Here is a 21,955-nt window from a genome sequence, read left to right on the forward strand (position 1 = left end):
GCTTCACTCTGATTCATCCTTTCTTAGCGGATTTTTTCATATAAGGCTTTGGTAACGACTAAGTCAAAAATTGCTGCACCAACTGATTTGAAGATGATCGACTGATCTTCCGGATTCTTTGGACGATGATTACGTTCAATGATTTCTTTGAGGGAAAGCGTTTGTTCGGGGTCGATCCCTAGCTCCTTCGCACGAAGCATATCTCCTGACTCGCGGAAAGCACTCGGTGCATCCACATACACTTCATCTGCATTCTTTAAGACGTTGTCAGGAATTTCCTGCATCGATGGACGAAAGGATCCGACACCGACAACTTGTTTGCCTTTATAGCTGGAAGCATCCAGCTCAGGGAGGACAGGCTTCTCAGAGGTGGTAGTCGTAACGATCAAGTCTGATTCGTGAACTAAATCTTCCAATGAGGCTTGTTCAATATGTAAGCTTGGAAAAGCGTCCCTCGCCTTTTCTATGAATGCCGAAAGCTTATCCTGACTGCGGTTGAACACTTTCACGTGTTGAATAGGTCGAACCGCACAAGCAGACTGCAGATGGCTCCATCCTTGAGTCCCAGTACCTATAATTCCAAGAGATGAAGCACCTTCTTTCGATAAATACTTCATTCCAAGACCGCCAAGCGCTCCCGTACGCAGTGCCGTAATCGGCATGGCATCACACATTAAGAGCGGCTCCATCGTCTTGCGGCTGTACAGTACCATCAATCCATGAATCGTCGGCTTGCCTATCGATGAATTGTGTGGCGCTACGCCGACGAGTTTCGTTGCATAATAATCACCGTAATATGATGGCATTAATAAGCTCGTATTGTCCCCATCCTCGATATGCATCCGATCGGGCATAATGATATCACCGTTGCTGTCGTCTAAGTAAAATTGTTCAATGGAACGGATGGTTTCGTCCATCGTAAATCGTTCATTGACTTGTTCGGCTGTCAGAAAGTTCATGCAAGCCCTCCTTTTATAATATTAAAGCCATACTACCATAATTTTCTGATTTGTTGAAATTTTCGTTTAAATGTAAAAAAACAGCACATTTTAGATGATGTGCTGCTTTCACATATCATAATATTAATGCAAATTCCGGTAATAAGCTTTACGGCTTAGAAGCTGCTCCTGTGCATCGTTATAATTTACAGATGAGTGTTTATCCCGCTTTTTTCTCGTAATATGGATTGTAAATATGAGAAATTGAATCGTCATTCTGCCCCTTCCTTTCTATATGAAGATAAGCACGGTCACAACATCAACTCACCCAAATTGCCTAAACTTGAACCAATTCCCTTTTTATGATCATCTTCGATCACTCCAGTATTTACCCGTATCAGCTGCTGCAGGCTGCCTTTTAGTGCTGCGTTCTCTACGACTACTGCACCAAATATATCTAACGTTTTCACTTTTGATAAATGGACCTCCGACGATACATCGCTTCCTAACGTCAACATCCCTTCTACAATAAACGCCGTCGGGTGCTGCAAAGCTTCCAGCTGCTCATTCGTCCATCGTTCTTCTCCTTCTATAAAGAGAAAACGGTCTTCATAAGATAATACTTCAGTATCCAAAGATGGGCACGCTTCGTAAACGAGATCCTCAATCTCCTCAGGACAAACTACAATGGACGTAGAATGAATGGCCGCGATCGAAAAAGCTTCCCGCGTAACATCCGCTTCGATTATGACCGGCTTTTTCGTGTAGAGCTTTTTGCCGTAGAATCGTTTAATGGATCGGCTGTTAAGACGCACTTGTTTCGTCAGTTGTAGATACCCTTCAGGAATAACCTCCACTTTAGCTGAAGTCAGCGATCCTGTTTTTTTATAAAAAGCCGTTTCTTGTAAGGCGTAAAGTATGACCACACCATTGACTTCGATCTGGTGGATCTTCTGCTGGAATAAATCCAAGTCTAAATCAGCATGCAATTTGAGCTTCCCATTTACAGTTAAACGAATAGCTGTTTCAGCTGAATGTAAATAAGCGTTTGTAAGCTCAAAATCTCCATTTTCAAAACGCAGCTCTTCTCCCTCATAGGATTCCACATCCATCACTCCATGGGAGATCAAGTGGAAAAGCGAACCTGTAAGCCGGCCTGGTGAATAAATCTTCCCATTTACTTTCAGCTCGAGTAAACTTTCTTTTAACTCTTCTGACTGCACATCGTGCTCAATAATCAAGTTACCATTTACAAATAATCGCAGCCCTTCTGTCAAAGAGCGAAGATACGCTTGATCCACATGCACGTCACTGTTCACTACTTGATACCCTTCCGGTAATTCCACACAGTGTCCAATGTTGCCGGCGTTCAACTTCGGTAAAAGGTGAGCTTTTTCTTTCGGATACAGCACCATACCGATATTATTAATCCTCTCAATGTCCTGTAAGCTCTCTTCCGTTGCGTTCATTAAGTTTAATAACCCTACATTTCCAATTCGCTGCCCCATCATTTATCCTCCTCTAAATATCTCCGTAATTGTTTCACTGCCGTTTGAAGCTTGAAGCGAACAGTAGAAGCAGGGAAACCCATCTGCTCGCCGATTTCTTTACTCGATAATTCCAACCAATACCGTTTAAACACAATATCGCTCAACTCAGGTGACAGGCGGGAGAGCAGCTCCGTCATTTCCATTCGACCCAGCGTCAGCTCGTGAACGGGAAAATCCGCTTCATCGTCATCCCATTCAGTTAACCGCTGGTCTTTTCTCCGTTCGTCGATCAGTTTATTTTTCATGACGCGATAGAACCAGGCTTTTTGTTTATGGCGCGGCAAGCTGAGAAGCTGCTCTTCCCTTAAGGATTTGATCCACGCATCCTGCACCAGATCCTTCCCTTCCTGTTCGTGACGAGCAATCGAAAAAGCAAAACGGAACAGATCGCTTTTCAGCTCCTCATATAGATCACTCACTTCCATACGACCACTCACTTTGTTTAATTATTGGCTCCTTCACTTAGATAACGATTGAGACCTATAAAGTGATGGAGATTTTTAAAATATGTAAAAAAATTTTGATTCCTTATATATATTGATCGAATCACACAAAAAAAGGAACGAAATCATATACGATTCCGCTCCCTCCTCAGCTGACTTATTCAAATTTTTGCTGCTCTTGTGCTCCCAATAAGCCTATCGTGATTCAGGGAACACACCAAATAAATGAAATGACATCATTTATTAGGCAGCAAAACTATTTTTCCTAATTTCCCTGACTTTTTAAAATAACTTTGAGCTTCCCTGGCTTCAGCCAACGAGAAGGTACGGTCAAGAACCGGCTTAATCTTACCTTCTGATATAGCTGCTAACATCTGTTTGAACTCGTCTCGCGTTCCGAGAACTGATCCATATAACGTGATGTGCTTTAAGTAGAGACTCCGAAAGTCGAGCTCAGTTTTTTGTCCACCCGCTGAACCGGACGTACAAAACTTCCCGCCTTTTTTCAAGACATGCAATGAGGTGGAAAATAGTGCGTCCCCTACGACATCAAGAACCGCATCTATCGGACCATCATTCGCTTCAAGAATTTCTTGAGCCAGGTTATCTGACTTATAAGATAATACATGAGTCGCCCCGAGTTCTTTCATTTGCGCTTCTAAAGCTGTATCTCCGACAATTGCGATAACCTTCGCTCCAAAAACATGGGCGGCTATTTGCACATTCAACGAACCGACGCCTCCGTTCGAACCTGTGACCATCACAGTTTCTCCCGGTTGAGGTGCGATTTGCTCCACCATATGCCAAGCCGTCATCCCACTCACTGAAAAAACACAGCTATCTGTGTAATCATCGAGAGGCATGTCGTAACAAAGCTCAGCCGGCCAAACGACATACTCAGCATAGCCTCCGTCATATTCCGAACCGATGAACGACATGTCCTCAGAAATATGCTCTTCCCCTTCTTTACCACTCGAGGTAAAAGGAAAAAGGACGACATTTCTTCCTACCATCGTCTCATCCACATTCGACCCTGCCTGTACGACTTTCCCCGTAATATCAGAACCTGGTATCCGTGGAAACTGAACTCCTTCTGGACGCCAGCCCGATTTCCCACCTGTTCCATAGGCCCCTTCTCTCATCCAGATTTCCGTATTATTAATTGCACAAGCTTCGACTTTAACCAATACTTCATGTTCTTTTGGCTCCGGAATAGGCAAATCTGCCATTTCCAGACGATCGATATCGCCATAACCAGTTACTTGAACAGCTTTCATCATGATATCCCTCCGTTGATTGTTCCGTTCTAGGTTGGTATGTTTTCATTGTTATTATCCCTCAGAATAGGACAAAATGCATCTATTAGATATGTTCATTAATATTGAAGGGGTACTGATAAAGAAGCTCCCATGAAAAACGAACACGGGTATACAACAGGATTGAGAATATTAAACGCCAGTGATTACTCTTGTACCGGCAACCCAATCATACACATTTTTCTTTTGTTTATTTGTGAGTGGAAAAATTAGATAAAGGATTATTGCAGCATTCACGGCATTCAAAATTATAAAAATCGTAATGTCCGAGAATTCTGTTGGAAGCATTAACCTCCAAATTCCGAAGTGAGCCACTTCCCATGGCAAAAATTTAATAGCTGTCCTAATAATCGAGCGGCCTACCCCTATGCGGGCACCCTCCAAATTTACGACACGCAGGCCCAGCTTCCTTTTCCCCCACGTGCCCTGCCATTTAGATTGTTCACATAATATGAAGTAAAGAGAGACAGGCAGCGTCATCATTAAAAATCCTATCAACTCAGCTGTGACCGGAGAGTGTGAAAATAAAGGCTGAATATACGGATTGAAAACAAATGAAATCGTGCCTGCAACGCAAATACCGTACACAACTATGACGAGATAATCTAATAAGAAAGCGTAAATACGTAACCTGAATGGCGCGTAGGACATATAGCAGCTCTCCCCATTTGTTTATGCTATTTTCTTAATAAGCTTATCCAAGATACAAAATACGATTGCTCTATAAACTGAATAACGTTATTTTTCCACACAATAATGCAGCTCCACAAACTGATTAAAATTTCTAGTACCTTTCAGGGATAAATCTAATTGATAGTCGCCTTCTTTAAACAAAGGTATCCCATTTCCGATTATAGTTGGAGCAACAGTTAGTATCATTTCGTCAACTAACTTTTCTTTTAGAAAAGAATGCAGCAAACCACCTCCACCAACAATCCATATATTTTTCCCTTCTTGTTCTTTTAGCTGGTTTGTGAAGGTTGTGACATCATCATTTATAAAAGTCACATCTTCCGTCCCCTGAATCTGAGACCGTGTAAAAACGAAACATTCTTTGTTTTTATAAGGGAATTCTTCTAATTCGTGATTCATGAGCCAATCATATGTTTTTTTGCCCATTAAAACAGTATCCACCGTATCATAAAACTCTGAATACCCATTATCCCCTTCGCCTTCCACTTTAAATAGCCATTCTAAGGATTCATCTTTCGCAGCTATGTATCCGTCCAGACTTGCAGCAATAAATAAAACGACTTTTCTTTTTCCAGTCATAAAACCCCTCCTCTGTTCTCTAATTTTAATACTATCTTCAAGGTTGTTGATTTTTATGAGAGTTATTTAACCATATGTCAGGATTATTGAATACTTGGTTTCGAGACAACCGAGATTCGGTGCCGTATTAGGAGTCAGGGGTGGTTGGGAAGCTACTCGATTTCCTGTGGGGGAACTGGCGAGCTTCCTCGGGCTAAAGCCCTGTGGGATCTCGCCTACCTCCTTCTCCCACGGGAGTCTCGCAGATTCCCAACCACCCCATTCGATAGAGTTGAGAAACGAACCCCTTTACCAAGAAAGTGGGTCCTCTATATGCCTGTCAGGTGAGAAGATAGCGCCTTACATCAAGGTTTTAACATAGTACACTTGTTATGGCAATCAGCATACTAACATAAATGTTTGCTTTTGCGTGAAGCGGTTTCGAGAGACTTATATGGAAAGGGGCAGAGGGAAGCGGTGAGACTCCTGTGGGATTAGCGGGACAGGTGAGACCCCACAGAGCGAAACTCGAGGAGGCTCAGCGCCCGCCCACGGAAAGCGAATCGTTTCCTGTAGCCCCTAAATCCCCACTACATCTCGAAACTAAGTCTTCAAGAATAAGTAGCTTATATGAATATCAACACGGAAATTTAACTGAGCCAAATTAATTAAACTGGTCATTCTATACATATCCAAACATCCCCGTTGGTCAATTCCGCGTACACATCAAAATCACAGCCATTTATGACATGATCCACTTCTTTTTCTTCCTCTTTTGAATTCGTTCCTACAATAATAGATTCTTCGCCCTTTCGTTCCTTGATCTCGCCATAATTTTCAACATAATAGCCTCGCTCACTAGTCCATCCTTTTATAGCATTGTTGTTTTTGGTTTCATTAATAGAAGTGTTAAATAGAGTTATAACTGCACCTACTCCTCCTAGTAAAATGAATCCCCATACCACATAAATGAATTTGTCCTTTTTATTTACGGGTAACTTTAATACCCCCTTTGAAATTGCGATCACCATCGCTATTCCCACCAGAATAACGAATAGAGATAGGGTGAGGATCCCCCATTGATCTTCTGAAGTTCCATACTCTAACAAAATTTCTCCCATCTGAAACCCTCCTTCAATACATTTGAAAAAGTCTTTTCAACCTTATTCCTAAAAAATGGCTCAATTCAAAAATAGAAATTGCGCCTTGATGACTAACTAATAAATCCTGTCACTCTTTTTGCATAAGTAGTCTGAAAAAAGTCTTAGAAAGACCCTAAAAATAAGGTCGCAAGCTCTGTCTCTTTAACTCCCTTATCGTAATCGACTCGATAGGCTTTAGCATCAGGTCTTGAACTTACGATTTTATGAACGTCCTGGTCCACGTAGTGAATGGCCACCCCATCGTCCGCTGCAATCCCTGGTTTAATTTTGTTCGCTTTAATGAATCCCTGGTAAGAAGGTCTTCTGTCAGCCTCCCCGTCGTAATGAGGACAATTGCTTCCTTTTAGAAAACCTAAACACTTTAATGGTTCTAGTCGATCACCATAAGAATCGGTGAGACCTTCTTCGAACCAGCATATCGATCCTGCGCTTATTCCAGCTAATACTATCCCTTGTTCCCAGGCCTTTCTCAAAACTTGATCCAGCCCCCACTCTTTCCATAAGACTAATAAGTTTTTCGTGTTCCCACCACCAACATATACAATATCCTGTTCTAATATAAAACTTTCTAAATCTCTAGTCGGCGGTTTGAATAATGATAGGTGTGTAGGCTCGCAACGTTGTTTTTCAAAGAAGTCATAGTAGCGTGAGGTATAGTCATCGGAGTCGCCGCTTGCTGTAGGGATAAAACAAATTCGAGGGTTCGTTTTCGCAGACTGTTTCAGGATGTAACGATCTAACAAGGGGTTATCCGGCTCCATAGAAAAGCCGCCTCCACCAAGAGAAATTATTTGTTTCATTTAAATTACCCCACTCCGATTTTATAGTAGTCTTTATCTCATTCTCTCTAACGTTAAATAGTCTTTTGTTTTTAAAACCTTAATATCATGATTTTCAGCAAACTCCATTAAATGGTCATACGCTGTTTTAGGGGTGAGAACCGCTAATCTAACGTTCAACGCTTTGTCCGTTTTAATAATCGCAGCCTTCTTCGCCCAGCCGACTCGTGTAAATTTCAGCTGATTGATTTGGGGTGGGTAAATTTCTTTTTTAATTATGGATTTATTTAATAAAAATGTCCGGTATACTAAATGATTCTCGTGAATTTCGAATGAAAACCGTAATGAGGTTAACCCTGTACCAAATAGTAATACGATAAGAAACAGAAGAATAGAACTTCCTAAATAATCGGCCAATACATTCCACAGCATGACCACAAAGAAAATGCTGAAAAAAGATAGCTCTTTAGGTTTTATTTTGTATTCCATGTACGTTACCCCTTTTTTAACTGCACACATATCGAATTAACCTATACTCACATATACGAATGAATAGTAAAATGGTTTCCTCATTAAATGAATTGTTCGATATGCTCAATCACCTTTCACCTTAAAAAAACGCTAAGAATTAAAAGAGACTGAATGCCAGGTAAATACAGCTTACAGATGATATAAAACTAATAAGAGCTATTATAATTTTTTTATCGTTATGTACGGCTTCAAATCCTTGCAGGGCCATGTGAACGGCACATAGGATTAAACAAATTGCAATAAAACGTTCATCCCCGCTTATGACGATGTAGAGCACTAAAGCTAGTACTATTATTGGTGTTATCGTTATTAATCGTTTCAAGAAAACCTCCTGTTCATTTGAGATTTAATCTACGTATGAAATGGCAATGTAAAATGCATTGTAAAAGACCAACAACTTCCGATTAATAGTAATATCCATATAGATTTAATACTTAAGATTTTCTTTCTCATATTTCTCCCTTTTTAGCTGCCTCTTCTTCACTCCTTCTCCCCGGCTCTTTTGCCCAAAAATGACTAGCCCAGTTATTTAAAATGATTTACTCTATTTTTTATATAAACTCAAACCTATTTTAAAAAGCAAGATTAAAAAAGCAAAAGTAATTAAAAACCTTATTTCTTCCCAATTTATTTCTCCATTTCTAATTACACTCACAATCATGATCCCTACAAGTAATCCCGCAATTCCAGAAAGGAAACTCTCTAACCTATTAATCAAACCACCTTCATTTCCCACAAACATCGGCAGTAATAATCAGCCAGCTCAGTAATGTTTGTTGATTCTTTTACACATACGATTTGGTATCTATTAACGTTTCACATGCCTTTTAAGATCTCGGCACTAAGTTTCTCTTACTACTTATAATTATAAAACTATCCATTTATATAAAGTGCCTTTTAATCAGCTGATCTCAAAATCGGATAGGCGAAATACAATACCATGACACTAAGAATTAACGGAATGGAACTCCAAGCCATAATGTTTTGAATGGGCACCCCCACCCCCAAAAAGAAAGACGTCACAGCATATGAAAGTGGGATCAATCCTAACGACCCTGTTCGGATCAGACTCATGACACGCCCGACTTTTGAAGGCTCCGCAAAAGATTGGACCATAGAAATAAGCGGGATATTAACAGCAGGGTTAAGCATCCCTATTAAAACAATAATCCCTACAGCTATGACAATAGAAGCTGCCTGGCTAAAAAGCAGCATCCCAAGCCCTTGAAGAGCAATTAAGTATAAAGCATACGCGCCTCTCTTTCGTTGAATGTTCATCATTCCTATAACCACTGAACCAAGGATCATACCGAATGTGAAACCTCCCTGTACGATACTGAAGTCTACAGAGCTTCCGTTCAGTACGGATTCTACGAATATCGGAAGTCCCATCAGTAAAGGGCCAGATAAGAAAAGGTTCACGATAATTGTAATGATAAATAATGCCCTTAATAAGGGAGACTGCCACGTATAGGTGAACCCTTCCCTCAGTTGAAATTTAAAAGACTCCTCCGCCTTCTTCTCCTGTGCCTCGCTCCTCTTTTTTATAAATAAAACACTTACGCCCGAAAAGCATAGAAGAAGACCGATCATAAATAAAACGAAGCTATAGCTGAAGAAATTTATTAATACCCCGGTGAGCAGCGGGCCAGTAAATAGCGCAATCTGGATAGATCCTTGAAGAACAGAGTTTGCCCGGGTAAGCTGTTCGACTTGAACGACTTTCGGTAAAAGGGCATCCCTGGCTGGTTCAAATAATCCGCCGCATCCTCCAAAAAAAGCGGCATTTACAGCTAAAACCCAAATCGGAACCTCTGACATGTACATAAAAAATCCGGCTAGCAAGATGATTAAAAAGGACAGCGACAAATCAGAAAAGGACATGATTTTTATTTGGCTGCTTCGATCTGCGACGACTCCTCCAATCACCATGGAAACCATTCGCATGCTCGTTAAGCAAACCAGCACTAAGCCGAGAGCTGCCTTCATTCCGAGCCCCTCGACCACATACCAGGACTGAATGAACATAAACATAGACAGACTTAAGCTGGATACGACGGTCGTAAACAATAACAAAACAAATGATTTGGACTTTGATAAAGGAACAGGTGTCAGTGTCTCAGCTTGGTTTAAAGTATCCATAACAACACCCCTAATAATTATTTTACACGGTAAAAATATTCTTACCGTGTATGTAAAAAAAAAGAGAATTCGCTTACGATTCTCCTTTTTCCTTTTCAAACAAGCTTTCCTCCACTTGCAGACCGAGGATATGGAAATAATAAAGCTTTGCATCTGGAGATGGCTCAGGCCGCTGTATTTCCGCAAGCTCATCCATCAAATCTGAAAATTTTTGCTGCCAAGCCGCAAAATCTTCTTCTTTGGCATGGATTTCATAAGCGCTCGACCTGTACTTCCACTCAGCAGGATCTTTAGAGCCAGACAAATCTTTCAACGACTCCTCCGGTGCAGCAAGGATTCTTCTTTTCGATTGTTCTAACATACTCACCATCATTTGTCTGACCGTTTCTGTCATATCAGAATAAGGAATGAGCGACTGATCAGGTACAAATCCACCCGCAACGGCTTGATAAAACTTTTGCACAATCCCATTCTTTTCTTCCTTGTGTACGATCTCAACAAGGTCATTCTTCTCTAATTCCTTTAAGTGATAATGAATACGTGCTCTCGAAAGATTAAATACCTCCGACAGCTGCTGCCCGGTCTTTGGTTTTTCCATCAATCGCAGAAGCAATTCACATCGAAAGGGATCTCCTATAGCTTTCAGCTGTTCATGCGTCGTCAATACTTTGATGTCTTTCATCAGTTCACTCCATTTACTCGGTAAAATTAATTTAACAATAGTATGGTATACATCCTTCAGAATGTCAATCTCAAAAACTATTAGGCAGACTGTTCAATTGTATTAGGATATGTAAATGGTGGTTGTTAAATATAGAGTTATTAAACAAATTGGCAGGATACTTTAAGACTCAGTTTCGAGATAACCAGGGTTCGTGGCCGCAATGAGAGTTTGGTGTGGTTGGGAAGCTACTCGCTTTCCTGTGGGGGAAGTGGCGAGCTTCCTCGGGCTTTGTAGCCCTGTGGGATCTCGCCTACATCCTTCTCCCACTTCTTACACTTATATTAGTCTAGGGCGTGGTTCCAATCATAAACCTTATGGGGGACTATCCAGCTCCAGCGCTTAGCGGCTACTGAGACTTCCTTCACTTCTGTACGATAAGTCAACATCGAATCTCTTCGTTCTTCGTGTTTCCTTTATCTCCGCCATCTCAGTCCAGTCCATACACCGCTGAACGAAGTGCTTCCGCTTTCAAAGGTAGGAGCCTCGCACATTCCTAAAACCCCTAACTTATATTACGGGACGGAACTATGAAATGAGAAGCAGAAACTCTCTTGTACCAACGTTTGCAGAATAATTAAACCGGTTGTTTTAGAAAAACTAACTATCCAATAGACTTTTCATTTCCGTGAAAGCAAGCTAGAAATGAACCCTTTTTGCAAGAAGGTGCGTCTTCTTTATCCATGTTCATTTTTTGGTGAGCGTTTGTTTATAGGGATAAACCGCTCAATATCAAGTTTTTATCATAACGGTAGCGCACATCTGACATCCTGAAATCGGTGTTTCCGTACCACCTAATCATCGCAAAGAGCTCCGGGAAATTGCGAGACTCCTGTGGGAAAAGAGTGCTTGGTGAGACCCCGGAGAGCGTTAGCTCGAGGAGGCTCACTGCGCTCCCACGGAAAGCGAGTGATTTCCCGGAGCTCTAAACGCTGTCACTCATAACGGAAACAGCCCGAATATCTCGAATCTGAGTCTTCCACTAAAGGGAGCTTATATAAAAGAGCATTCTACCCTTCCTCAAGTAGTAACGTGTTTTTAGGGACCTCGGCTGATAACTTTTCTTATCAATAATTATTAGCAGCATCAGAAAGGTTAAAGCTCCAAAAAAATGAGACCAAATCTATACGATTTGGTCTCATTCTTACCTACGCTATTTAAATTTATCTTCACAGAAGCAGAACAACTTATTCAAATTTCGAGTTCCTTTTTGGTCCGGTTTATTTTTTTCTGTTGAAGGCTTTATCTTTAATGGATTTAAAAGCTTTTGACGAATTGTCGACGGTCTTACCTATGACATCCGAACCTTTTTCTGATACTTTTTTAATGATGTTACCAGATGAGTCAACTGTTTTCCCAACCAATCCGCCCTCGCCCGTAACCGACTTAATAATTTTCCCGGAAGTATCGACCGTATGATCGACCACGTTTTTGGCTTCTTTCGATACCCCTTTAACAAATCCATCTTCGTTCTTATCAGGTTGTTCATTTGCCTTAGAGTAGTTGTTTTTGTTGTCGCTCATGCTGTCATCTCCTCTTTAGGAATTAATGGCTTACAATCCATATCTATGTAGGAAACGATCGCCTATGAATAAATTTTTATGGCTACCATCCAGATGGGCTGATGCCACGAGAGGCAGGCGCCAACTAAAAAAAGAGAGAAAAGCATCAACGGCTTTCCTCTCCTGGAAAAATCTTAAATTATGCGATGGAGTTTACTTAAGAAACAGTAAAACCTTCCTGTTCTTTTACTCCATCTTTCTCTGTAAACTCATCAAGCAGCGCGCGTACTTCGTCGGTGGAATGTGTACTCATCAACTCGTTCCTCAATTCACTCGCTCCCCTGAATCCGCGGACGTAAATCTTAAAGAAGCGGCGTAGCGGCTTGAATATGCGCGGCTCAAGTTCTTCGGAATACTTATCATGAAGATCGAGCTGCAGTCTCAGAAGATCGAGCAATTCCTCACTGGTATGCTCTTTCTTTTCCTTTTCAAAAGCGAACGGGTTATGGAAGATTCCACGCCCGATCATGACTCCATCTACACCATATTTCTCAACGAGCTCAAGTCCCTTTTGACGGTCAGGAATATCCCCGTTAATCGTTAGAAGCGTATGAGGGGCAACTTCATCACGAAGTTTCTTGATCTCCGGAATCAGCTCCCAGTGAGCATCAACATTACTCATTTCCTTTTTTGTACGGAGATGAATGGAGAGGTTGGCAATATCCTGTTCAAAAAGGTGCTTGAGCCAGTCATGCCATTCTTTTACTTCCGTATAACCAAGACGAGTCTTCACGCTCACGGGCAGTCCTCCGGCTTTGGCTGCCTGGATGATTTCTGCTGCCACCTCCGGACGGCGGGTCAGCCCGGATCCTTTTCCATTCGCTGCAACGTTCTGCACAGGACAACCCATATTAATATCTACACCGCGAAAGCCCATTTCAGCCATGCCAATACTCATTTGGCGGAAGTGTTCAGGCTTGTCTCCCCAAATATGAGCGACAATCGGCTGTTCATCTTCCGTAAACGTCAGCCGTCCTTTTACACTGTCTTTTCCTTTAGGATGACAGTAACTTTCCGAATTCGTAAACTCTGTAAAAAACACGTCAGGCCTTGCTGCTTCCGTCACAACATGACGAAAAACGACATCCGTCACAGCTTCCATCGGTGCCAAAACAAAGAACGGACGCGGCAGCTCGTGCCAAAAGTTATCTTTCATAATATATCTGAACCCTTTCCTTAAGGGAAACCAAGTTCCCAAAATTAAAAAGTGAAAATGTTTCGGTTTTTTATCCATTTCCAATGACGCTGGATTTCAACCAGTATATTTTAACTGTTTTAGACGAAAAGTGCAATGGAACGAGTTGTCATGTTCAATGTAAAATCCAGGGAATACATAGATAAAGAAGACAAAACCTTATTGTTAAAGATTCCCTCCATACTTGATCACTTGATAAACCAAAAGCTAATTCATAGTTTCCACCTTAGAACTGATGGGTCATAGATATGAAATGAACTCAGTAACAAAGCACTATCTATTTAGTTATATATATATCATATTTCTTTAATAAGTCCTGGAAAGCAGGTCTCTCATTACCATCTCTTCCGATAACATGTGTAGCAGTCACTAATGAGTTCAAAACAGCCTCTTCTGTAGCCTCTCCAATAGCTCGGAATGCAATATCTATATCTTCTTCATGAATCACTGGAACTGACATACAATCTAATGTTCTATCATGATTTATTTTTTTGGCTGTTGAAAAACCAATTACTACCTCCCCACTTCCATTTGTAATAATTGAACCCGTACGAGAAAGCCCAGTTACCGTTCTTTTAATAATTCTATTTAATTGTCTCTCTGATACTGGAAGATCTGTCCCAACTATAATAATAATAGAACCTTTATCTTTCTCTTCCTCACGTGACTGGAGGATGAGATCTCTCAATTCTTCCCCTACAGCCTTTCCATTCACTTTCAAATCACTTAATATCCCAAAGTTAGATAACACTAATACACCCATTGTATATGTACCATGCTCCATTTCCATCAGCCGTGAAGAAGTACCAATACCGCCTTTTAATGAATAACAAAGCATTCCTGTCCCTGCCCCGACTGTGCCTTCCTCAACTTCTTTTGAGGTATTCTTCAAGGCTTGATTGACATGCTTCTTAGTGATAAATCTTGACCGAATATCATTTAACAGCATGTCATTACATTCGCATACAACTGGATTAATTGTTCCAGTAGTTCTTCCTATTTCAGGATTATGCTCTAGCATATAACCAATCAACGCATCTGCAGCTGTTCCAATACTCAAAGTATTTGTTAAAATAATTGGAGATTCTAAAGTACCAAGCTCATTGATTTGTATCGTCCCCATTGTTTTACCAAAGCCGTTAATTACATGGCTTGAAGCAATCAGCTTTTCTTTAAATACATTACCTTTGTGAGGTAAAATAGCTGTAACACCTGTTTGAGCATCATGATCACTAAGAGTTACATGTCCGACAGTTACTCCTTCCACATCTGTAATTGAGTTGTAATTCCCTGTTTCTAATTTACCTATCTTAACTCCATAATCTCTAATTCTTTTTTGACCAGACATAGTTACCCCCCTTTTATATCTGTACCGTACTAATTAAATACAAAGATATGAGTACCTAATCTTCCACTTCTGTACTATTAAGAATAGAATCAACAGCTTTCTTTATAACTTCAGGCTTTTCAAGGTGAACACTATGCCCAGACCCTTCGGCCATAATATATGTAGTTTTATAGTTCAACTTAGTTTGATTTAGAATCAATGTTTGCCATATAAGTTCTATCTCCTCGGCCTCTGACCTATGTAAACCTTCACTTTCTACCATTTCTGTAATTGATGCTTTTGGGTCTCTCCCTATAACTATAGTAGAAGTGTTCGGGAAGGATTTATGCTGATTAGTCTCCCCGCAGGTCAATAGGTCATGTTCAAGCTCTTCACTAAGAGATTCGAACATGACTGGGTTACTCATAAACTCTTCTACTTCTAAGTGTTGGCTGCTTGATAAATTTTTTTTCATTTCAGTAATCCATTCTGCCATCTCTACTTGAAGTACTTCTTTTGAAAGGCTGGAATATATTTTGCATTTCTCTACCCAAGCTTCAGTACTACTTCCATCCTCTTCTTCAATTTCTACTTCATCTAACTTATGAGCACCGTATGAGGTAGAGTCTACTAAAATAATTTCACTTGCTTCATTTGGATATTTCATAACAAACTCCTGTAGAATAAGTCCTCCGTAAGAGTGACCTATGATAATAGGAGAAGTTATACGAAGCTTCTTCATCAAAGCATATAGATCTTTTGCGTTTTCTGTACAATTTCTTGGTATTTTTCCTTTATCACTTTTACCATAACCAGCTCTATAGTAAATAATTACTCTTGCCTCTTTGGAAAGCTCTTCGTACAAAAGTTCCCACTCGGCTAAAGAACTCATCATACCAGGTAGAATAATTATTGTTCTCCCTTTTCCACTCTTCCATACTTCGAGTTCTTTGTCACCAATGTCCACGATTTTCTTAATATTACTCACCCCTTTTACTTTACGTGTATCTATTAAGCATTTAGTTGAAACAAAAGCTTCCCCTTTATTAGAATAAACTCCTATTTATTGAAGATTTGAGATCGAAATATCTTAGATTATAAATAAAGAACCCTTTTAAAAAGGGTTCTTTATTTGATACTAACTTAAGATGCTACTTGGCATTTTCATCCGGTTGATGAATACCAAAAATATTGCCTTCAGTATCCGTGTAGTATCCCTGCCAGGCCATACCGGGCAGTGCATACTTTGGCAAAGCCACCTTGCCGCCATTAGTAATAATCTTAAGTTCGATGGCATCATAATCATCAACACTCATCGTACAAGCAAAACCATTCAAAGGCTGGTTTAATTCTGGAGGAGCACTTTGGCGCTGCATTAATGCACCGTTGATACCTAGTTCTTTATCATCGCCCGTCACAGCACCAAAATAAGGCATTCCAGTATACTCGCTCCAATCTTCAAAGGTCCATCCAAATACTTCTCCGTAAAACTCCTTTGCCCGATTCATATCATCTACATGAATTTCGAAATGAACTAACCTACCCATGAAGACCTCCTGTTTTACGTTTTTAATTGAGATTTACTCATTAATATCTATATTCTATCAATAGTTTAATACTCCTTCTTTGTTTTTCGTTAGAACCTTGCCATTAATATGGGTGTACATATGACTAAGGAGGTATTAGCTTAATTATCTGCTCTTTAAATCATCTAAGATTGTTTGATTATTAAGAGTCATTTGCGGTAGAGAGTTCAGATCAAAAAACTGCAACCTCTTAGTTTCAACTCGGCCTGATATAGGGGTACCTTCATATTTTTCACATATGTAAATAACATTAACAAAAAAAGACTTCATCACCATTGGGATAAGTATAATGCTGTGATTCTCCTGAATAGATATTAAAAAACTCCACTTCCTTCACTCGTAAACCTGTCTCCTCCAATACTTCTCTTTTCACAGTATCTTCTACAGATTCTCCGGCTTCTACTGCTCCCCCTGGGTGAGACCAATGAAGGTTGTCCGTTCTATGCTGCAATAAAACCCGGTTCTGATCATCTAATATTAGACAACCAGCCACACTTTCATTATTACAGTGAGCTTATCCATTTTATTTCACTTCTAAATAATCTTCTTGTTCACTATCGTATTCCTGGTAAAATCTCTTCTTATTAGGATTTAAAACTGAAATTGAAAATATAAACGAAACCAAAAGCATCACCAGGGCTAAAGTGACAATGGTAAGTCGTAAAGATACAAGATCTGCTGCAATCCCAATCACTAAAATGAAAATGACTTGCAGAGCACTTTGGATTAAATCATAAATGCTTGTAACTCTTCCCATGATATCTACAGTAACGTTATTTTGGTAAAAGGTTATAATTCCAGCACTTAGAAAAACATTGAAGAATCCTAAGACTATAAATCCAACAACGATAGAGGTAAACGACCACGAAAATGCATAGATGACATAGCCAATCGTCATCATTATTAATCCCACCGTAATCATATATCTTAGTGATATTTTATTGGAAAACACCGATAATAAAAAGGCTCCTAATACAGAACCTAGTCCAGTTATACTAATCAACAAACTATAATCAAATTCAGAGAGTCCGACGACATGCTGGGTAAAAACAACCTCTTGAGCATCCATTGCAAAAGCGAAAATCATAATCATAATGAAACCGAGGTATACAAAGGATATGTATCTATTGTTGACCATAAAATTCTTAACGACGGTAAAGTCACTCATCACTTGAGCAATAGTCAATGTGGGTATTGTCTCTTTATCAATCTGTTCTATTTCAGGAAGAAATAATAATAACGCTGATGATATTAAAAAGAATAGGGCATTCAACCATAACGTCACTTCTACAGAGGTTAATAATATAATGGAACCACCAATAGCAGGTCCCACTATAAAGGCTCCAGAACTGGTAAATGAACGCATTGAATTAAATCGCTTCCTTTTTTCTTTAGGAACCAGCATAGCCACATACGTCATGGATGAAGGGTTAAAAAATGCTTTTGCCACACTCAGGATAACCAGTATTCCATAAATCACTGCCATGTTCGGTGCAAATGGAATAAGAAAAATGAAAACCGCTCTGCTTATGTATGTTCCTATCATTACTTTTCTTTTACTCCGATAGTCAATGAAACTGCCAGTCCAGAACTTGGTTGCAATATTCGTTAATGGCCCAATGATCCATAGACCAGCAACAGCGGCTGCTGAACCTGTAAGTTGATATACGATAATATTAATCGCGACTAAATATATGAAGTCACCAATACTTGAAATTCCAATCGAGGACAATAATAATAGTGGATCTTTCCATTCTCTTGTTTTTATTTTCATACGCAGCCCCTTACATTAAATAAAAATAGATTAACCAGAGCTATACTCTATAGCAAACGACGGTCTCTCCTTAATTTAAGTTCTTCTTTTATCTGACTCTTCAAGGATTCAACTTAGGATTTCTCCCCCGGGTCAATACTGATAGAATTCTTACTTAAATATAAAATAAGCGAGAAGATTCGTTCTGAATAATTTTCATATCCATCCTCCTCGTTAAAAATATCTAAGAATCGTAATGTTATAAAAACAATTACGCCCCTTGAAAGAAACTTCAAACAAAAATAAAAATGAACATCTATGTCAGATAACAACCCGATTCTTAAAGAACCAACTTCTCAAAAATCAAAAATATCCCAAAAGCACTTCTTCAATCAATGTTAGCCTTTAAACAAGTGGGGGTTGAGTTTTTAATAACTTCTATCTTGTCTTTATGAATATCAAACGTCTTAAAAAAATTAGCTTTTCCTATATTTTCAAAATATCGGTTCCATTTAAACATTTTTAAAAATATTCTCAAGGTTGGTATGTAATTTGATTCCTCTAAACGAAGTTTCTGTTTGATAAATCTCTTTGTTATCCGATAGATTCGTGTTGCATAAGGCGGATCTAAAAAAATGATTAAATCAGCTGTCTGAAAGCAGTCCTTTACCCACTCCTCGTTGTGTACGCCTTCAATGACCCAGCTTTCCGATTTTATTATACGATTTAAGTACTCTTCTCTCTCTCGTTCAGTTCTCCTTATATCGCCTGAACTTTGTCTTATCCAAACTACGTTGTCCAGTTCGTAATGAGGCATTCCTAACTTTGAAGATAATTCTTTCGCCAAAGTTGTTTTACCGCTTCCCACAGATCCTATAATATGTATTTTTTTCGGATTTAACTTTTTCAATAGATCACCTAATCCTATAAACTATTTAGCATACACATTCTTTCTAAATGTATGATATTCCTGTTATACATTATTTTTTTATCTTTTAGTTCAGTTTGCACTTTATGGTATGGACCAAAATCGATGTCCACTTCCACCTGTTTCGTGACTTTTTATTCACAGGGTAGACTTTTAAAGAACTTCAGAAGTGATTTTTAAAGTTATCTTGCATCATTTATAGACTCACTTTATTTTTATTGCTTCCTATATATAGTATTAAGATAACATAATATCCCAATTTTAAAATGGGATAAAGTCACATATGTTTTATGAAAGATCTTGGAGAACAATTAGGTTCATGGGACGGTCACTACTTTTAGTACATAAAAAAGCTTGCAGGGAAAATGATTGTTTTCCTGCAAGCTTTCGCTTTTTTAATATGGTTGTTAACAAATACAGCTTTCTCCTAACCTGTTATCCTTCCACCATACTCTATCATTCAGACTCCCAGCTGCCTTGTCTTCTAGGGTCGCTGGCGCCGTGGATGTTGTCATTTTCGTAGTCGATGACGAGACCTTGGACGCTTCCGAAGTAGGTGGTTCGGTCAGAGTATTTGACGTTTACGTCTGAATCTTCTTCCGGGTCTTCTAAGAACACGTAATCGCTCTCGACCTGCAGCGTATCTTCATCCAATTCAAGGAATGTCCGTGGTTCCTCTACTGCGGCTTGGATCGGCTCATTGAACTTCACCGTTCGGACTAATTGCTGGGCGACGACCGATGTGATTCTCCGGCCTCCTGAGGCCCCAATGCCGATCACGGGGTTATCGTTTTTTGCTAAGATGGCCGGGGTCGTATAACTGAATGGACGTTTACCAGGCTCAGGTTTGTTTGGTGAGTTTTCGTTGTTGCTGAAATTCTTCAATTGATTGTTTAAGAAAAATCCTTCGACGTATTCGCCGGATCCGAAAAAGTTACTGAGCGTATTTGTAGCGGACACCATCATGCCGTCTTTATCGACCACGACGAAATGGGTCGTGTTTTCGTGATCCTCTAAGTCGGCGTCTGAATCTAAGTTCGATCGGTATTCGTCCGACAGATCTGATCCTTTAATATCGGACGTGAGTTCCTTAATATAATCTTCTGAAAGCATCTCTCTCGTTGGAACGTCGGTAAAGCTTGGGTCTCCGACTTCTTCCAACCGATCTTTGTAGCTGACACGATTAATCATGCCCATCATCATGGCAAAATCGACCGGCTTATCTTTCGTATCTTCGATCTGCACTTTATCAGCCATTTCTAACGATTGCAGCAGCATAATGCCGCCGGATGGCGGGGGCGGTGCCAGGACATCGTAGTCGCCGAACTGCCCTTCAATCGGTTCTGACACTTCGACTTTATAGGATTCTAGATCGTCATTTCTGATTTTATTTTCTGAATCTGTAATTTCGTTTGCTAGATGGCCTTTATAGAAAGCGTCTGGTCCTTCATCCTTTATGGATCTTAACGTATCAGCGAGCTGCTGCTGCTTTAAGATTTCGCCCGCTTCAATTGGTTCGCCGTCCGGATACATGTGGTCTAAATCCGGCATGCGGTATTGTGCATCACTTAATCGATTGTGCAGCGTTTCGGAAACCGTTACACCATTACTGGCAACATTTATGGAAGGTTCAATGAGCTGTTCCATATCAACGCTTCCAAGGTCATCATGGACGTCATACATGCCCTGTACAAACCCTGGAACTCCTGTGCCGCTTTCCGGAACATCCTCTGAATCGGGGGCGACTTCACGATAGTCATAAACGACCGGCGACTCATCGCTCCCTTTTTCCGGATGAATCAGCATCGTGCCGCCTCCGCCGATGCCGGATCCATAGGGCTCTCCGACACCTAATACAAAGCTTACGGCTATTGCTGCATCAACAGCGTTTCCGCCTTGATCCAATACTTTCATGCCTACTTCTGTTGCCATCGTGCTATCCGATGTTACACCATAAGAGCCAACCTCTTCTTCGTCGGGAGTTGCATCGTTCAACTTATAATCATCGTCCTCTGTCTTTTGTTCACTCTGCCTGAAATTTAATAAAATCAGGATGAGGATAAATAAGCCGATGATCATAATGTTGAACGTTTTACTTCTACTCATTTGTTTATACCAAATTGATGACTATAATGGCTGCTGTAACGATTAGTCCCAACGTGGCATCTGCGGTTGTTCTTTTCTTATGGCGTTTGATTGTTTTTAATACCCACTGACTGAACGTTAATTTTGATTCTTTCTTGGCTTGTCTCTTTTTTCTGTAATTTATAGTTGCTTCCATTTTAAATTCCTCCTCCGATTAAACTTGATAATGTTACGATTCCAAACGTTACCCCGCTAAGCAGCAATGTACTTGCTGTTGTCGGCAGTACGCCTTGTTTTTGAATAGTATTGGCGATCAAACCAGGGATTATAACTCCAATCGCCATCATGCCGCTGACAATATCAGGCGTAGACATTCCTGGAACCACCATGTCAAAGGTGATTTTGAGGACAATGCCCACGGTTAACATCGCCGTGAATTTTCTTCGGCCATATAAAATCGTGAATTTCGCAATCCCCTTCATGACAATTAAATAGGTTAAGAAACTTATCATAAAAATAACCGCGATGCTCACAGGAAACGTAAACAGCATGGCGATGTACCCTGGTACGACTAATCCAGCCGGCAGGACGCCTGTTTTCTCGGTATAAAATAAACTAAGAACAATTCCAGCAACTAACGCTAAATAAACATCTCCAGTATCAAATACAAACATAAGTAATTCCT

24 protein-coding genes are annotated in these 21,955 nt (G+C 40.1%); all 24 read right to left on the reverse strand.

The window, feature by feature from the left end:
• Positions 1-23: 23 nt before the first annotated feature.
• Positions 24-959, reverse strand: coding sequence for an ornithine cyclodeaminase family protein (locus tag O2Q26_RS14750; RefSeq protein WP_289216631.1), 936 nt, complete (start codon positions 957-959; stop codon positions 24-26).
• A 123-nt stretch (positions 960-1,082) separates the two neighbouring features.
• Positions 1,083-1,214 (reverse strand): hypothetical protein, encoded by a 132-nt coding sequence (locus O2Q26_RS14755; protein ID WP_289216632.1) that lies wholly within the window; start codon positions 1,212-1,214, stop codon positions 1,083-1,085.
• A 35-nt stretch (positions 1,215-1,249) separates the two neighbouring features.
• Positions 1,250-2,446 (reverse strand): hypothetical protein, encoded by a 1,197-nt coding sequence (locus tag O2Q26_RS14760; protein ID WP_289216633.1) that lies wholly within the window; start codon positions 2,444-2,446, stop codon positions 1,250-1,252.
• A complete protein-coding gene (locus O2Q26_RS14765) occupies positions 2,446-2,913 on the reverse strand; it encodes an RNA polymerase sigma factor (protein ID WP_289216634.1) in 468 nt (155 codons plus the stop codon). Before O2Q26_RS14765 ends, O2Q26_RS14760 begins: the two co-directional genes overlap by 1 nt.
• A 254-nt stretch (positions 2,914-3,167) precedes the next feature.
• Positions 3,168-4,208 (reverse strand): zinc-binding dehydrogenase, encoded by a 1,041-nt coding sequence (locus tag O2Q26_RS14770; protein ID WP_289216724.1) that lies wholly within the window; start codon positions 4,206-4,208, stop codon positions 3,168-3,170.
• Between the two features lie 171 nt (positions 4,209-4,379).
• Positions 4,380-4,898, reverse strand: coding sequence for an RDD family protein (locus tag O2Q26_RS14775; RefSeq protein WP_289216635.1), 519 nt, complete (start codon positions 4,896-4,898; stop codon positions 4,380-4,382).
• An 87-nt stretch (positions 4,899-4,985) separates the two neighbouring features.
• The gene (locus O2Q26_RS14780; protein WP_289216636.1) at positions 4,986-5,519 is read right to left on the reverse strand and encodes a dihydrofolate reductase family protein; all 534 of its coding nucleotides are present in this window, start codon (positions 5,517-5,519) and stop codon (positions 4,986-4,988) included.
• 656 nt (positions 5,520-6,175) lie between these two features.
• On the reverse strand, positions 6,176-6,619 hold the full coding sequence (locus tag O2Q26_RS14785) for a hypothetical protein (RefSeq protein WP_289216637.1): 444 nt from the start codon (positions 6,617-6,619) through the stop codon (positions 6,176-6,178).
• Positions 6,620-6,762: 143 nt separating this feature from the next.
• Positions 6,763-7,461: a Type 1 glutamine amidotransferase-like domain-containing protein gene (locus O2Q26_RS14790; RefSeq protein ID WP_289216638.1), complete on the reverse strand. Its 699-nt coding sequence runs from the start codon at positions 7,459-7,461 to the stop codon at positions 6,763-6,765.
• A 33-nt stretch (positions 7,462-7,494) separates the two neighbouring features.
• On the reverse strand, positions 7,495-7,929 hold the full coding sequence (locus O2Q26_RS14795; protein WP_289216639.1) for a hypothetical protein: 435 nt from the start codon (positions 7,927-7,929) through the stop codon (positions 7,495-7,497).
• Positions 7,930-8,068: 139 nt separating this feature from the next.
• Complete coding sequence (locus O2Q26_RS14800; RefSeq protein WP_289216640.1) at positions 8,069-8,293, reverse strand: hypothetical protein; 225 nt, start codon at positions 8,291-8,293, stop codon at positions 8,069-8,071.
• 575 nt (positions 8,294-8,868) lie between these two features.
• Positions 8,869-10,113 (reverse strand): MFS transporter, encoded by a 1,245-nt coding sequence (locus tag O2Q26_RS14805; RefSeq protein WP_289216641.1) that lies wholly within the window; start codon positions 10,111-10,113, stop codon positions 8,869-8,871.
• A 73-nt stretch (positions 10,114-10,186) separates the two neighbouring features.
• Positions 10,187-10,795 carry an ArsR/SmtB family transcription factor gene (locus tag O2Q26_RS14810; protein ID WP_289216642.1) on the reverse strand — a complete coding sequence of 203 codons (609 nt, stop codon included), beginning with the start codon at positions 10,793-10,795 and terminating at the stop codon, positions 10,187-10,189.
• Positions 10,796-12,054: 1,259 nt separating this feature from the next.
• Positions 12,055-12,357 carry a hypothetical protein gene (locus O2Q26_RS14815; RefSeq protein WP_289216643.1) on the reverse strand — a complete coding sequence of 101 codons (303 nt, stop codon included), beginning with the start codon at positions 12,355-12,357 and terminating at the stop codon, positions 12,055-12,057.
• 196 nt (positions 12,358-12,553) lie between these two features.
• The gene (locus O2Q26_RS14820) at positions 12,554-13,552 is read right to left on the reverse strand and encodes a tRNA dihydrouridine synthase (RefSeq protein ID WP_289216644.1); all 999 of its coding nucleotides are present in this window, start codon (positions 13,550-13,552) and stop codon (positions 12,554-12,556) included.
• A gap of 316 nt (positions 13,553-13,868) precedes the next feature.
• Complete coding sequence (locus tag O2Q26_RS14825) at positions 13,869-14,939, reverse strand: DmpA family aminopeptidase (RefSeq protein WP_289216645.1); 1,071 nt, start codon at positions 14,937-14,939, stop codon at positions 13,869-13,871.
• Between the two features lie 55 nt (positions 14,940-14,994).
• Positions 14,995-15,906, reverse strand: a complete 912-nt coding sequence (locus tag O2Q26_RS14830) for an alpha/beta fold hydrolase (RefSeq protein WP_289216646.1) — start codon at positions 15,904-15,906, stop codon at positions 14,995-14,997.
• Between the two features lie 163 nt (positions 15,907-16,069).
• Entirely contained in the window at positions 16,070-16,465 is a 396-nt protein-coding gene (locus O2Q26_RS14835; protein WP_289216647.1) for a VOC family protein, read from the reverse strand.
• Between the two features lie 289 nt (positions 16,466-16,754).
• A complete protein-coding gene (locus O2Q26_RS14840; protein ID WP_289216648.1) occupies positions 16,755-16,955 on the reverse strand; it encodes an NUDIX domain-containing protein in 201 nt (66 codons plus the stop codon).
• 72 nt (positions 16,956-17,027) lie between these two features.
• On the reverse strand, positions 17,028-18,278 hold the full coding sequence (locus O2Q26_RS14845; protein WP_289216649.1) for an MFS transporter: 1,251 nt from the start codon (positions 18,276-18,278) through the stop codon (positions 17,028-17,030).
• A 367-nt stretch (positions 18,279-18,645) separates the two neighbouring features.
• Positions 18,646-19,167, reverse strand: a complete 522-nt coding sequence (locus tag O2Q26_RS14850; protein WP_289216650.1) for an AAA family ATPase — start codon at positions 19,165-19,167, stop codon at positions 18,646-18,648.
• A gap of 474 nt (positions 19,168-19,641) precedes the next feature.
• Complete coding sequence (gene ggt / locus O2Q26_RS14855; protein ID WP_289216651.1) at positions 19,642-21,291, reverse strand: gamma-glutamyltransferase; 1,650 nt, start codon at positions 21,289-21,291, stop codon at positions 19,642-19,644.
• Positions 21,292-21,295: 4 nt separating this feature from the next.
• Entirely contained in the window at positions 21,296-21,466 is a 171-nt protein-coding gene (locus O2Q26_RS14860; protein WP_289216652.1) for a hypothetical protein, read from the reverse strand.
• Between the two features lies 1 nt (position 21,467).
• Positions 21,468-21,944 carry a poly-gamma-glutamate biosynthesis protein PgsC gene (pgsC, locus tag O2Q26_RS14865; RefSeq protein WP_289216653.1) on the reverse strand — a complete coding sequence of 159 codons (477 nt, stop codon included), beginning with the start codon at positions 21,942-21,944 and terminating at the stop codon, positions 21,468-21,470.
• Positions 21,945-21,955 lie beyond the last annotated feature (11 nt).

The organism is Halobacillus campisalis (genome assembly GCF_030345335.1).
In the GTDB taxonomy this organism is placed as follows: Bacteria; Bacillota; Bacilli; order Bacillales; family Halobacillaceae; genus Halobacillus_A; species Halobacillus_A campisalis.